This is a genomic window from Massilia oculi, from assembly GCF_017582745.1.
Lineage (GTDB): Bacteria > Pseudomonadota > Gammaproteobacteria > Burkholderiales > Burkholderiaceae_D > Telluria > Telluria oculi_A.
Map to the genome: position 1 here is coordinate 20,832 of NZ_JAFVIM010000015.1, position 14,507 is coordinate 35,338.

Annotated in this window: 10 protein-coding genes; all 10 read right to left on the reverse strand. The window is 66.3% G+C overall.

The features are described 5' to 3' along the window. The 10 genes from J3U95_RS28390 to J3U95_RS17385 all read right to left on the reverse strand — a co-directional run bounded on the left by J3U95_RS28390 (nucleotide 1) and on the right by J3U95_RS17385 (nucleotide 14,335). The gene (locus tag J3U95_RS28390) at nucleotides 1–1,917 is read right to left on the reverse strand and encodes an MFS transporter (protein ID WP_229519905.1); all 1,917 of its coding nucleotides are present in this window, start codon (nucleotides 1,915–1,917) and stop codon (nucleotides 1–3) included. A 94-nt stretch (nucleotides 1,918–2,011) separates the two neighbouring features. Further along, on the reverse strand, nucleotides 2,012–4,687 hold the full coding sequence (locus tag J3U95_RS17345; RefSeq protein WP_229519906.1) for a TonB-dependent receptor: 2,676 nt from the start codon (nucleotides 4,685–4,687) through the stop codon (nucleotides 2,012–2,014). A gap of 336 nt (nucleotides 4,688–5,023) precedes the next feature. Beyond that, a complete protein-coding gene (locus J3U95_RS17350; RefSeq protein ID WP_208279918.1) occupies nucleotides 5,024–6,130 on the reverse strand; it encodes an acyltransferase family protein in 1,107 nt (368 codons plus the stop codon). Between the two features lie 148 nt (nucleotides 6,131–6,278). After that, a complete protein-coding gene (locus J3U95_RS17355; protein WP_229519907.1) occupies nucleotides 6,279–7,112 on the reverse strand; it encodes an ABC transporter ATP-binding protein in 834 nt (277 codons plus the stop codon). Then, the gene (locus tag J3U95_RS17360) at nucleotides 7,109–8,305 is read right to left on the reverse strand and encodes an MFS transporter (protein WP_208279919.1); all 1,197 of its coding nucleotides are present in this window, start codon (nucleotides 8,303–8,305) and stop codon (nucleotides 7,109–7,111) included. Before J3U95_RS17360 ends, J3U95_RS17355 begins: the two co-directional genes overlap by 4 nt. Next, nucleotides 8,305–9,075, reverse strand: coding sequence for an ABC transporter permease (locus J3U95_RS17365; RefSeq protein ID WP_208279920.1), 771 nt, complete (start codon nucleotides 9,073–9,075; stop codon nucleotides 8,305–8,307). Before J3U95_RS17365 ends, J3U95_RS17360 begins: the two co-directional genes overlap by 1 nt. Before the next feature lie 13 nt (nucleotides 9,076–9,088). Beyond that, nucleotides 9,089–9,994: an ABC transporter permease gene (locus tag J3U95_RS17370; RefSeq protein WP_370662080.1), complete on the reverse strand. Its 906-nt coding sequence runs from the start codon at nucleotides 9,992–9,994 to the stop codon at nucleotides 9,089–9,091. Beyond that, on the reverse strand, nucleotides 9,979–11,058 hold the full coding sequence (locus J3U95_RS17375) for an ABC transporter substrate-binding protein (RefSeq protein ID WP_208279921.1): 1,080 nt from the start codon (nucleotides 11,056–11,058) through the stop codon (nucleotides 9,979–9,981). Before J3U95_RS17375 ends, J3U95_RS17370 begins: the two co-directional genes overlap by 16 nt. A gap of 10 nt (nucleotides 11,059–11,068) precedes the next feature. After that, nucleotides 11,069–11,818 carry a class II aldolase/adducin family protein gene (locus tag J3U95_RS17380; protein ID WP_208279922.1) on the reverse strand — a complete coding sequence of 250 codons (750 nt, stop codon included), beginning with the start codon at nucleotides 11,816–11,818 and terminating at the stop codon, nucleotides 11,069–11,071. A gap of 135 nt (nucleotides 11,819–11,953) precedes the next feature. Then, complete coding sequence (locus tag J3U95_RS17385) at nucleotides 11,954–14,335, reverse strand: TonB-dependent receptor (RefSeq protein ID WP_208279923.1); 2,382 nt, start codon at nucleotides 14,333–14,335, stop codon at nucleotides 11,954–11,956. Between the last annotated feature and the right edge of the window lie 172 nt (nucleotides 14,336–14,507).

Sequence of the window (14,507 nt, forward strand, 5' to 3'; positions counted from 1 at the left end):
TCACCCGTGTTGTCCTGCCGCACCGCGCTTGGCCTTGGGCGCCGCGAACAGCCGCTCGATCTCTTCCAGCGACTTGCCGCGGGTTTCGGGCAGGAAGAAGGTGGCGGTAATGAAGTAGATGGCGGTGCAGGCGCCCCAGAACAGGAACATCATGTGGTAGCCGAAGTGGCCGACGATCGGCAGGAAGGCGCCGGCGATCAGCGTGCCCGTGCCCTGGTTGATCAGCAACGCCACGCCCATGCCCACCGATCGTATCCGGGTCGGCATCAATTCGGACAGGGCCAGCCACACGCACACGCCAGGGCCGATCGAGAACGAGGCGATGAAGAAGGCGATGAACAGGGCCGCCAGCTGGCCGCTACGCTCGTCCGGCGTGGGGCCCACGGTGGGGCGCACGATCTCGAGCGGTACGCCGGAAGGCAGCCCCTTCGGCGGCTGCACCGACACCCGCTGGGCCATGTACACGCGACGCGCGGCGTCGAGCGTGGCGCGCGCCTCGGCCGGCAGGCCCGCGATCATCTGCTGGGCAGCGTCCAGGCCCGCCGGGTCGCCGCGGCCGCTCCATGCGGCGCGGGCGCGGTCGAGCAAGGTGCGCTGGGCTGGCGGCAAGGTCGCCGCCAGCGCCGCCTCGCGCGCCAGCACGGCCTGGGCTTCGGCGGTCGGCGTGTACGCTTCAGCCACCTGCTGCGCATCCCCGTACTGGTACAGGATCGTCAGTTGTGCCGGACCATCGGCATTGCCCAGCTTCGCATCGACCAGGTTGAGGTCGAGCGCATTATTACGTACCAGCGCCGCCACCTCAGCGTGCACGTTTACCCGCTCCGACTCGAAGCGGTGGAACAGCAGCGCAAGCAGGCACAAGGACACCATGATGCCCGCGGTGCCGATCTTGAGCAAAAAGACGCGCCCCTTGCGCTCGACCAGCACGATGGCGCCGACCGTCATCACCATGTTCAGGATCTTGATCGCCGTGCCGTGGCTGGCGGCGCTTACCGGATCGAGGCCGGCGTGCTGCAGGATGGTCGACATGAACTGCAGCAGCGAATTGATGCCGGTCGCCTGGTTGCAACCGAGGATCACGCAGGCCAGCACGAACGGCAGCACATAGCGCCGCTCGGTCAGCATCTCGGTCAGGGCGGCGCCGCGCGACAGCTTCGGACGCGCGCGCTCCTCGGCGAGCGAGGCCTGGATCTCGTCGACTTCCGCCGCGCAGGCGCTGGCCGGACGCAGGCGCCCCAGCACGGTGCTCGCCTGTTCGGTGCGTCCCTTGCGCATCAGCCAGCGCGGCGACTCGGACACGAACAGGCAGCCGAGCAGGAACAGCGCGCCCGGATAGACGACCGCCATGAACATGCTGCGCCAGGCATGGTCGGCTGCCGCGGTCGCGGCAATGGCGTCGCTGCCGGCGGCCTGGATCGCCAGTTCGGCATTGCCCAGGTAGTGGTTGCCGATGAAGGCGGCCAGCACGATGCCGGCCGTGAGGGCAAACTGGAACAAGGCGAGTCCGCGGCCGCGCCGGTCGGCCGGCAGGCATTCGGCCAGGTATAGCGGCACCACGACCGCGATCACGCCGCCGGACAGGCCCTGCAGCAGGCGCCCCAGCAGCAGCGGCACGAAGGATTGCGACAGGTAGATCACGGTGACGCTGCCGACGAACAGCAACGCGCTCACCACCAGCATGGGTTTGCGGCCGAGCCAGTCGGCCAGCATGCCGGCCACCACCGAGCCGAGGATCGAGCCGGCCATCACGGCCGCCACCACCAGCGACAGCTGGCCCTCGGTCAGGCTGGTGGCCCGGTGCAGATAGGGCAAGGCGGGGTCGATGATGCCGATGTCGACGCCGTACAGCAGCCCGCCAAGGCCGCAGATCGCCGTCAGGAAGAACAGGTGCATGCGTTGCTTGTTTTCGTTGGCCATTCCTTGCCTTTGCCTTGATCGATGCTTCGTGTTTCAGGACCGCAGCCGCGCGGTCTCCGGCGCGCGGCTGCGTCCTACCGTCTACTACCAGAGATTACCAGCTCGTGCCGACCCGCAGTCCAAACATGCGCGGATCGTTGTAGGACGCGAGCAGGAAGCGCTCGTCCGGGCCGCCGATGCCGGCCCAGGTCTTGGCTCGCTTGTCGAAGGCGTTACGCACGTACAGCTCCGCATACCATGGGTAGCGGTCGCCGTCCGGTCCGTTCAGGCGCAGCGAGCCGTCCACCTGGGCATAGGCGCCCTGCACGCTCGACAGGTGGGCTTCGTCCAGGTTGCGCAGGTTGAAGAACATCTTGTCCTGCCAGCGCGCCTGGACCCACGGCGTCAGCATCCAGCCATTACTGAAGTGGAAGTCCTGCGAGAAGCTCAGGTTCATCGTGCGTGGTGGCGAGTACGGCAGGCGGTTGCCGACGACGTTGTAGGGACGCAGCTGCGACAACGAGGTGTCGGGGCCCGAGTAGTAATCCGGGCACGGCGTGACGCCTTGGGCCAGGCGCGATCCGCAACCCAGGTCGTCGCTGAAGGTATGGTAGTCGGCGACCTTGGCGGAAAGGAGCGAGGCCGAATAGGTGAGCCGCGCGTCACGCCATGGACGGTACTGGCCTTCGAGTTCGAGCCCCTTGATGTTGGCGCGGCCGATATTGCGGGTCGACCACCAGCTGATCACCGCATTGCAGCCCGGCTCGTCCGCGGCGCAAGGACGCTTGTTCTGACCGACCGTGTGCTGGCCCGTCATCTGCATGTCCTTGTAGCGGCTGTAGAACAGGGTGGCCGACAGGGTCAGGCGGTCGTCCAGCATCTTGCCCTTGTAGCCGAATTCCAGGTTGGTGACGGTCTCGGGGCTGTACGGCAGGAAGGAATACTGCGGGCCGCTCGGGCCGGTGGCGCAGTCATACGGCACGCCATTCGGGTCCAGCATGTTGCCGCACAGGTTGAAACGGTCATTGAAGCCGCCAGCCTTGTAGCCGGTCGACAGCGAGGTGTAGAACATATTGCGCGCATCGACCTGCCAGGTCAGGCCCAGCCGGCCGGTGGTCTTGCGCCAGGCGTCCTTGTGGTTGCTGATCGAGGCTGCGGCCGGGAAGGCGCCGCTGCCGTAATAGGCGCCCATGCCCGGCAACAGCATGCTCGAATCGATGCCCTGCCAGCCCGGCGTGCCCGGGGCGCCCGGCGTGTACAGACCATTGAAGTAGTCCGTGCCATAGGCTTCCCAGAACTGGCCGTTGGCGTCCTCGCGCTCGTCGCGGCTGGTGCGCACGCCGGCGGTGAAGGTCCATTTGGGGATGAATTCCCAGTCGGCCTGGGCGAAGACGGCTTTCGATTCCGAGATGCGGTGCGGCTGGTGGTAGAAGTTTGCGGTCGGATAGCCATTGGGGCCGCTGCCGCGGAAGTCCTGGCCGTAATCGAGGGTGTTCTTTTCCTTCATGTAGAACAGGCCGGCCACGTAGCGCAGCTTGCCGAAGTTCTGGCGCATCTGCAGCTCGTGCACATCGGACGCGAATTTCGAGTTCAGCGTGTACGTACCGTTGTCATACACCGGCCAGCGGTCGCCGATGCTGGTGGCGGTGGCGTCCACGTCGGCCTCGATCGGATGGTAGCCGCCGTCGCTGTCCTGCTGCTGGAAGCGGCGCTGGATCGCATGTGCATAGCTGTACTCCACGTCCGTTTGCGCATTGACGCTCCACACCAGGTTCGAGCGCGCGGTGCGGATCGACATGTCGGTGATGCCCGGGATGTTGATCGCCACGCTGTACTTGCCACCAGTGCAGGCATACGGCGTGCCGGCCGCCTGGTCGCAATCCTTCATGGCGATGTCGCCGGCATCGTTGTTCTGGTAATTCTCGAACGCCAGCAGCCATTGCAGGTTGTTTGTCACCTTCCACAGGCCCGAGATGCGCGCCGCCCACTGGTCGCGGTTGGTGTAATAGTCGCTTTTGCCGACGTCGCGGTTCAGGCGCTGGTCGGTGTCGGGAATACCCTCGGCGTAGAAGCCTTTCGAGGGCATGTTGACGTCGTAGTCGTCGCGCCGCTGGTCGATCCAGCCGTCGCGCTTGACGCCGCTGGCGGTCAGGCGCAGCGCGAAGCGGTCGTTGACCGGCAGGTTCTGGACCACCGAAAGCTGGCGCTGGTTGTAGTTGCCGACGTCCAGCATCAGATTGCCTTCGCTGCTGCCAATGACTGGCTTGTTCGGGATGATGTTGATGCTGCCGCCCGTGGAATTGCGGCCGAACAGCGTGCCCTGCGGGCCGCGCAGCACTTCCAGGCGATCGAGGTCGAACAGCAGGGCCAGCGCGCCTTGCGGCCGCGGCGAATAGATGCCGGCGATGTGCAGGCCGACGGCCGGGTTGCCGATCTCGGTGAAGTCCGAATTGGATACGCCGCGAATCGCGATCTGCACGCCCGAGCTGCCGTCGACCGCGCCGCCCAGCTGCAGGTTCGGGATGTCACCGGTCAGCGCCTTGATGTTGACCACACCCTTGCGGGTCAGCTCTTCCTGGGTCACGGCGGACACTGCGACCGGGGTCTTCAGCAGAGAAGTGCTGTAGCGGGTGGCGGTGACCATCACTTCCTGGATGGTGTCCGGGGCTGGCGGCGCTTCCGCCACCGCCTCCTGTGCCGAAACGGAAGTGGAAGCGGATCCCGCCACCAGCGCCAGGGCGCCTGCGACGGCCGAACTGATCAAGGTCTTCCTGCGGTTCGATTCAAGCATGCTCTTTTCCTTTTGATAGCGTGACGGTGATGCCGTCATCTCGATTGATCCCACCTGCCTGCGCGCTGCTGTCGTTTCCACTTTCTTCGTTGCATGTTTTGACAGTAGCACCGTTACCAGGGCGGGCCAAACGAGGCCACCGGACGCGCCGGAATACTCATAAGCATTTGATTTATATATGTTTTCACCTCAAGCGACGTCGCGGCGCTTACACTTCTTTACGTTGAGCCGGATTTTTCGCGGGGAAATCCCTGGCGCAAGGGATTTCAGGCGAGACAAGTATTCAAATCCTTACAATTCATTACAGAGCGCTGTGCCGCATTTGCAACAAGTGGCTCAGAGCTTGACGTAGATGCCGCGCCTGTCCATCACCCAGGCCCCGACCCAGCAGGCCAGCATGTACCCCAGCGCGAACAGGAAGGACGCCAGGACAGGCTCGGTCCAGGGCAGGATCGCCTCCTGGTACAGCCACTGGTATAGCGACATGCCGCCCACCCGCAGGCGCACCAGCGCCACCACACCCAGCGTCGACAGCATGTAGATGAACAGCGTGTTCTTGCCGAAGACGTCGAAGAAGTACGTCCCGGTGCGCAGCCCTCGCATGTCGATCGCCCACACCAGTGCGGCCAGCAGCGCCATGTTCCAGCCGATGCTGACGACGACGTAGGAGCTGGTCCACAGCTTCTTGTTGATCGGGAGGATGGCGTCCCAACTGTGCGCCAACAGGATGCAGGCGGCGCCCGCCGCGAGCAGGAGCGCGACCGTCCGCAGGCTGCGACCCCTGGCCTCGATCCAGGCCACGGCGAGGTAACCGCCCAGGACGTTGACGACGGCCGGCAAGGTGCTCAGGATGCCTTCCGGGTCGAAGGGAATGCCGTCGCCCGTGTACATGTGCGAGGGGCCCATCACGGCCAGGTCGAGCGTGCGCACGGCATTGCCGTCCAGGCTGTAGTCGCCGAACTGCCACAGCACCCACCAGTAGCCGAGCAGCAGGACCGCGCCGGCCGCCAGCGCGCCGCGCACGCCGCCGTAGCGCACGACCAGGGTCGCGACCAGGTAGCACAGGCCGATGCGCTGCAGGACGCCCATGATGCGTACCTCGTCGAAGGGGATGAAGGCGCCGTCGGGCGTGAAGAACGGGAACCAGTACAGCAGGAAGCCGCACAGGAAGATCAGGGCCCCGCGTTTGAACACCGTTCGCAGGAAGCGCGCATCGTCCATCGCCGCCAGCTTCTTCATGCTCAGGCACAGCGCGCAGCCCACCACGAACAGGAAGGAAGGGAATACGAGGTCGGTCAGCGTGTAGCCGTGCCACGACGCGTGCACCAGCGGCGCATACTGCGCGCCCCAGCTGCCGGGCGTGTTCACGACGATCATCAGGGCCAGGGTCAGGCCGCGCAGCACGTCGATTGAAAGATTGCGGGAAGAGCTAGAAGGTGGCATCTCGGGTTTCCGTGTGACGTAACGGCTCTGACCGTAACACGCGGAAACACCGAGCGGCAATGGCTTGCGCCGAGCGGCCCTGGATTTCGCAAGCCATTGATTTAAAAGGAATCGCGAACAAGGATAAGGCAGCGGGGCTTACACTTCTTTACACAGGACTGCGCTCGGTGCCCTCTTCTTCGCGCTCGCCGAAATCGGCCAGCAAACCATCGCGCAGCGCGACGAATTCGGCGTCACGGCGCTGACGCGGATGCGCGAGCGGCACGTCCTGGATGCGGCGCCCCCGGCCCGGCCGCGCCTCGAGCACCACGACGCGGTCGGCGAGATACACCGCCTCTTCGATATCGTGGGTCACCATCAGCATCGTGATGCCCTCTTCCTGCCACAGGCGGCGCAGCTCCTTCTGCATGTGCAGGCGCGTCAGGGCGTCGAGCGCGCCGAGGGGTTCGTCGAGCAGCAGTACGTCGGGCCGCCCCACCAGGGCGCGGGCGATCGCGGCGCGCTGCGACATGCCGCCCGAGAGCTGGTGCGGATAGGCGCCGGCAAAGCCGTCCAGGCCGACCCGCGCGATCTCGGCCGCCACCCGGCTGCGACGCTCGGCGGCGGGAACGTCGGTGTTGGTGAAGGCCATCGCCACGTTCTGCTCCACCGTCAGCCACGGGAACAGGCGGTGATCCTGGAAGATCAGCCCCCGTTCCAGCGTCGGCCCCTCGATCGGCGCATCGTCGTGCAGCAGCGCGCCCTCGTAGTCTGGATCGAGCCCGGCCAACAGGTGCAGCAGCGTCGACTTGCCGCAGCCGGAACCGCCGACGATGGCGACGAATTCGCCCGGTTCGACCGTCAGCGAGATATCGTCCAGCACCAGCAGCGATTCGCCCTTCAAGGGGAACGATTTGCTGACGTGGTCGATGCGCAGGCCGGCGCCGCGCCGCGGCCCTTGCGCCGGCGGACGGTGGGTAGCAAGCGAGGTGGCAAGCGTCATGGTCTTTCTCCTTGTCTCAATTGATAGAACAGCCAGGCCGCGAGCCATGGCAGGGTCCACAGCAGGAACACATTGCGCAGGCCGACCAGGTCACCCAGGTGGCCGGCAGCCAGCGCGCCAATCGTGCCGGCGGCCATGCCGAACAAGGTCAGGTGGGCCGACACCCGCGCCTTGTCGACCGGCGCGTGCGCGATGCGGCTGGTATTGACCAGGGCGTTCACGCCCAGCCCGAGTCCGAGCAGGACCGATGCAATCAGGTAGCTCGGCGTGGTCGGATGCAATCCGAGCAGCAGCAAGGCCGCCATGATGACCAGGTGCGCGGCGCCATAGATGCGGTCGCGGTGGGGACTGCCCAGCACCACGTTGCCCAGGCCGAGCAGCACCGCGACGAAGCTGATGCCCTGCACCGCCATCAGCCACACCGCATGGTCTTGCGGCCAGTGCAGCACCTGGATCGCAAGCAGGATCGAGAACACACCCACGCTGGAAGCGGTAAAGCTGGCCAGCACCTCGAACAGATAGGTGGTGCGCACGACCGGCAGACGCAGCAGCTCGCGCCAGCCCGATGCATCCACTCCCTTGCCCTGGGCGCGATGGCCGGTATGGTCCGGCAGCACCTGCCAGCCGAGCAGCGCCAGGATGGCGAACATCGCCGCCGACACATGGAAGCCGCCCGTCAGCCCCAGGTGGGCGATGACGTAATTACCCGTGAGCGGCCCGGCGAACTGGATGCCGAGCATGAGGGTCCCCTTGTACCAGCCGGCCTTGCCCTGTCCCAGTTCCGGCAGGCGCACCAGGAACACGGTGCTCATCGCGACGATGCGCAGCGCGATGCAGAGGCCAACCAGGAACATCAGCACGGCCACCCACTGCCAGCCGGGCAGCCAGGGCAGGATGCAGAACAGGCCGGACAAGGTCAGGCTGATGCCGGCGTACAGGAATTTCGGATTGCCGCGCGCGAGGATGCGCCCGGCCGGCAAGGTGCCGATCGCCATGGCGGCCGTCTCGGCGCTGCTGATCAGGGCCAGCTGGAAGTTGGTGACGCCCAGGTGCAGGCCGAACATCGTGGACAGCACCTTGTTCATCCCGATCGTCATCCCGGACAGCATGGTCAGGCCGATGAAGCCGACCAGGAAGCGCCGCAGCTCCTGCGGCGCGAACAGCGGCGCGCTGGCCGGCCCCACGCCGCTCATCAGGCGGACCTTCCGCGCACCAGCAAGCGCGCCGCTCGCGTAAACAGCAGGTTCAGCACCAGCGCCAGCAGAGAGATCACCAGCACCGACAGCAGCACCACGTCCATGCGGCCGTTTTGCTCGCTGGTGAGCAGCAGCGCGCCGATGCCCGGCGCCGCGGCGAACAGCAGCTCGCCGCCCAGGCAGGCCAGCCAGGCGAATACCTGGGCGTGGGTCACCCCGGTGATGATGGCCGGCAGCGCGGCCGGCAGCAGCACGCGCCGAAAGGTCTGGGCGCGGGTGAGCGTCAGGATGGCGCCGACCTCGCGGTAGCGCACGTCCACCTGGCGCATGCCCTCGAAGGTATTGAGCACCGTCGGGTAGAAGGCCGCGATCCCGATGATCAAGAGCTTGGCGAATTCGCCGCTGCCGGCCCACAGGGCGATCAGCGGCACGAGGCCCAGCAGCGGCACCTGGCGGATGGTGTGGTACAGCGGCCCGACCAGGCGCTCGGCGACGCGCGACTGCGCCATCAGGGTGCCGGTCGCGATGCCGAGCAGCGCACCGCACACCAGCCCCGTCAAGGCGCGCTCCAGGCTGGCCGCCACATGCAGCGCCAGCGTGCCGTCGGCCAGCAGCTCCTGCAATCCAGTCCACAGCTGTTCGAGCGGCACGAACACATAGGCGGCGCTGGCGCCGCGGCCGGACGCCCACTGCCAGGCCAGCAGCAGGACTGCCGGCAGCACGAGGGGCCGCAGCGCGGCGCCGGCGGTTTGCCATATCGGTTTCATCGTCACATTCCCTTCAACGGCGCTGCCAGCGCATCAGCCAAGCCTCGAGCAGGCGGAAGCCCCGGTCCAGCACCAGGCCGACCAGGCCGGTCAGCACGACGCCGACCATCACCACGTCGAGCCGGAACATCTGGCGCGCCATCTCCATCATCTGCCCCAGGCCATTCTCGGCCGCCAGCAGCTCGGCGCCGACCAGCACCATCCACGAGCGGCCGAGCGCGATCCGCACCCCGGTCAGGGTGGCCGGCACGATGGCCGGCAGCACCACCCGGCGGATCACCTGCAGCCGCGAAAAGCGCAGCATCGCCGCGACCTCGAGGTAGCGCACCGGCAGGCTCTTGACGGCGTCGTGCACCGCCAGCGCCACGATGAAGAAGCTGGCCTTGGCCACGATGACGACCTTGAAGGTCTCGCCAATGCCGAACACCAGGATGAACAGCGGGATCAGGGCCACCGACGGAATCTGGCGCAGCACCTGGAAGGTTGGCGCCGTGTACGCATCCAGCCACCGCGACAGGCCGACGGCCAGGCCGAAGGCGATGCCCAGCACGCTGCCGAAGCCGAAGCCCGACAGCAGCCGGGAGAGGCTGATCCAGACGTGTTCTCCCAGTTCTCCACTCTCGGCCAGCTCCCAGCCGCTCACCAGTACCTGCCAGGGAGGGACGAGAATCTGCTCCGGCGCCAGCGCAAGTTCGGTGGCCGCCACCCACAGGGCCAGCGCCAGCAACGGGGAGGTCCAGGCCGACCAGCGCCAGTCCAGCCAGCGTTCGACCAGGGAGCGCGCGGGGCGTGGCCGCGCGGCCAGCGCAGGCCTCGGAGATTCCGGTCTCCCGGGCTGCACCACCTTGCGCGCATGCTCGGCCAGTCCCAGGCCGCGCGCGCCGGCCGACAGCACGCCCGGATTCATCGGCTCGCCCACAGGTTTTGCAGCTTGAGATCAGCCAGCGCCTGCTCGACGAACTGCGGCGCATACAGGTTGCTGGTGTCCAGCGGCTGCCCGATCAGGCGCGCCTGCTGGGCATAGGCGGCGCCGGCGGCGTAGTGCGCGCGCAGTTCGGGCGTGAACAGCGGCGCCCAGCGCGTGTTCCAGTCCGTGTTGTCGCCCTCCCACTCGCGTTCGACCAGGCTGCGCGCGTGGCCGGCCGCGACCTCGTGGCGGATGTAGTTCTCGCGGCCGTCCGGGCCGATCACGCTTTGGTGCGCCTTGACGTAGGCGGTGGCCACCAGCTGCGCCAGCCGCGGATGCTTCTGCAGGAAGGCGCTGTCACCCCACAGCTCGGCGCGCATCTTCCAGTCCTGGGGCGCCTGCTTGCTCGACCAGATGATCTTGCCGACCTTCTTATCCTCCAGCAGGAAGGCGTCGCTCAGGGTGAAGAAGGCGTCGGCGCTGCCGCTCGCCACCGCCGAGGCGCCGGCCTGCGGATTCAGGTTCAGGATGCGCACGTCCTTCTGCGTCATGCCGTTGGCGGCCAGCAGGCGCGAGAACGGGAATTCCCAAGGCCGCCCGCGGTGCAGCGCAATCTTCTTGCCCTTCAAATCCTTGATCGAGCGCGCGTTGGAGTCGGCCGGCACCACCAGATAGGTGTTGTTCATGCTGCCGCCCGGGACCACCAGCTGGGTGCGCAGGCCCGAGGCGTTGGCGATGATCGACGGCAGGTCGCCATACTGGGCGAAGTCGATCGACTTGTTGGCGAAGGCTTCGTTGACCTGCACCGCCACGGAATTGGTGGTGACCGGCACCCACTGCAGCTTGACCCCGAGCTTGCCCAGTTCGGCCGCCAGCCAGCCCTGCTCCTGTACCAGCGCCGAGGAGCCGGCAAACAGGGTCTTGCCCGATGTCCCGGTGCGCGAGACGGCGGCGATCCGCACCGCGGGCGGCAAGGGTTCGGCGGCGCGGGCGCCGTTGGCGGACAACAGCACCGGCATCAGCGCGGCCGACAGTCCGACCAGGCGGCGCCGCTGCGAGAATGGTGGAACAGGCATGGTCGGCTCCTTACAGGTCGGTCGCGGGCAGCAGCGACAGCGAACGCGCCTGGTCGATCAGCTTGCTCATCTTCCACTGCTGCAGCAGGACGCCGGGGCCGAAATCGCGCGAGCCGCCCACCGCCTCGGCCGCGATCTGGATCTTGGCCCCTTCTTCCAGCAGCAGGATGAACTCTGCCGTCTTGAGCAAGCCCCCCTTACCCCATACGGTGGAGCCGCCATTGGCTTCCAGGATCGCGGTCGCATACGGGTTCTTCGCGATTTCATCGAGGATGAAGTCGACCTCTGGCTGGCGGCGGTCGATGTAGATCGGGATCTCGCGGATCAGCTGGAAGCGCTGCACCGGCACGTAACGGATCGGCAGCGTGCGGTGGGTCTGGGCCCAGGCGCCGAGCGCCGGCGAATGCACGTGCGAGATGGTGGTCACGTCGGGGTGGGTATTGAACAGCTTCAGGTAGCGCCCCGCCCCGCCGCCGCCCTTGTTGTCGCCGGCGTGGACCGTGCCATCCAGCCCGGCGACGGTGGCCACCAGCGGCTCGCCCTTGCGGAACGGGCCCGGGTCGTTGACGATGACCACCAGGTCTTCGCCCGGCACCCGTTCGACGAAGCCGACGGTGCCGAAGGCCGTCAGGCTGCCGGTCTCGCGCAGGGCGGAAAACGCCCGCTGGGCGTCCTTGCGGGTTTGTTCGACGAAGGCCAGGACCTTCTCGCTCAGGCGGCTGGTGGTGTCGGGTTTGACTGCTTCGAGGATGTCGCTCATGGTTGTTCTCCGGTGTCTGGTGGTTCGATAGTCAAAGGTTTGCAAGACGTGTGCCAGCTCCTGGGAGCGGCAACTGTTGGCTGCGCAGCAGCGGCGGCCTGCCGCACTGCTGCTGCGCCAACAAGGGTGTGCTGATCAGAAGTGGTAGGTGTACGATCCGCCAACCCGCCGGCCCGGCGCCCAGTACACGACATCGCCGTTGGTGGTGCCCGGCACGAACGCTGTCAGCGAGTGGTTTTTATAGACCTTGTCGGTGATGTTGTCGGCATAGACGCGGAACTCGTGCTGGCCGCCCGGCGCGGTATAGATGGCGCGGGCATTGGTCAGCGTGTAGCCGCTCTGGTTCAGCAGGTAGCGAGAGTCGAGCTGTGGATCGACGAAGTAGAACTGCTTGCCGGTGTAGTGGCTGTCGACGCCGAACACGATCCGCCCGCCATTGGCCAGCGGGACCTTGTAGTCTGCCGCCAGCAGCGCCGTCACGTGCGGCGAGCGCACGAACTCGTTGCCATTGCGGCTGCCGCCGCCGTTCTGGATCTCGAAGCGGTCGAACTGGGTGCGCAGCAGGCCGACGCTGGCCTGCAGGTGCAGCGCTTCGGTAGGTCGCGCCTCAAGCTCGAACTCGGCGCCATACACGTGGGCGCGGTCGACGTTCTGCAGGTAGTTCACGGTCTGGGTCGGGTCGCCGTTGTAGATGCCGGTGATGTTGACCTGGACCTTTTGATAATCGTAGTAGAACAGGTTGACGTTCAGGTTCAGGCGCCGGCCCAGCCATTCGGATTTCAAGCCGACCTCGTACGAATCGAGTTCTTCCGGCTCCACCGTGTTCAGCGCGCGCACGTCGGCGGCGCTGGTGTTGTAGCCGCCCGACTTGATGCCGTGCGCGTACTTGAAATAGACGCGCTTGTTCTCGTCGATCTTGTACTGCGGCGTGAAGTCGTAGGTCCAGGCGCGCCAGGTGGTCGACGGGTTCGACGTGAAGTTATTGCGGGCCACCGCCGGCGCCCCGAAATTGCCGCCGACGAGGGTGTTCCACCAGTTGTCAGCGCTGCCGAAGTTGATCGTGTTCGACGCCGCCTGGATGCGGCGCAGGTCGAGGTCCTTGGTTTCGGTGGTCCAGCGCAGGCCGATGGTGGCCAGCAGGCGCTCGGTGAAGTCGACGGTGGCGCTGCCGAAGGCGGCGAAGCTGCGCGTCTTGTGCTCGTAGACGGTGTTGTTGAAGCCCACCGGCTGGGTGCTTGGCAGGAATGCTCCGGCAATCGGTTCCGGCAGGCGCGCCACCGAGGAATCCGAATCGATCGTCTCCCTGAAATAATGCAGGCCACCGACCCAGTTGATGCGGTCGCCCTTGGGCGAGGCCAGGCGCAGCTCTTGCGAGAACTGGCGACTGCGCGCCTCGGTGCGGCCGCGGCTGATCTCGAGCGGCGAGTTGTCCGAATCGGTCAGGCTGTCCGATTCGAAGTCTTCATACCCCGTGATCGAGGTCAGCGCGTAGTCGCCGAACGCATGTTCGAGCGTCAGGTTGGCGCCCTTCTGCTCGATGTTCTGGATCGACGGCGCATTGCTGCTGACGTCCTCCGGGTCGCGCGACGGGACGTAGCCGTTGCGGTACACGCCGTTGGCCGCGTAGCTGGCCACCGTGGTGGTCGCGCCGTCGACCTGGTAGTCGCGGTAATGCAGTGACAGGTTGGCGGTGAAGTCGCGGTTGATCTTTGCGCGCAGCTGGGCGCGCAGGGCGTTGTCCTTCAGCTCTCCGTCCTTCGTGCCCTTGAACACGTTGTTGAAGTTGCCCTCGTGCTGCTCCTCCGAATGGAAGGAAATGCGGCCGGTGAGCACGTCGTCCTTGATGCTGCCGCCGATCGCGCCCTGCAGCAGCACCGTATCATGGCTGCTGTAGTCGGCCTTGAAGTAGCCGTCGGTCTGGGCGCTCGGCTTGCGCGACACCACGTTGATGGCGCCGCCCGTGGTGTTCTTGCCCCACAAGCTGCCTTGCGGACCGCGCAGCACTTCCACGCGTTCGAGGTCGAACAGCGGGAAGCCGGTCGCGCTCGAATTGCTGATATAGACGTCGTCGCGGTAGAAACCGACCGGGTTCGGGAAGTCGATCTGCTGCTGGCCGGCGCCGACGCCGCGGATCCACCAGCGCGGACGGCTGTGCTGCTGGGTGCCGGCCGAGGCGTTCGGCACATAGTTCAGGATCTCGCTGGCCGAGCGGCCGACGCCTTCGGACAGCAGTTCGTTTCCGCCCAATACCGTGATCGCGCTGGGCACGTCCTGGGCGCGGCCCTCGCGTTTCTGCGCTGTCACGGTCACGGTCTGCAGGGTCACTGGCGCCAGCGCGGGCTCAGGAGCTGCCTCCACTGGCGCTTCGACAGCGTCTTCCAGCGCGGCGTGCGCCATGCCGGCGAAGGCGCAGCCGCCGAGCGTCACGGCGAAGGCGGCGCGCATGGCGCGTACCAGCAGGGTTGGATTCAGATTGGTGGTGTGCCCCGGGGCGGCAGGAGAGATCGAACTGCGCATATGCATCCTTTATTAGAAAAAGTCGTTGGACGCTGTTCTATTCGCAAGCACCGTGCCCGCTGAAAATCGCCGGTACGCGGCATTTTTATGTTGATTAGCTAGCAGTTCGCGCGCGAGTGTTGGGATTGGTGCAGTGCAGCGCGAAGCGGTGCCGCGCAAGGAGCAAAAAAAG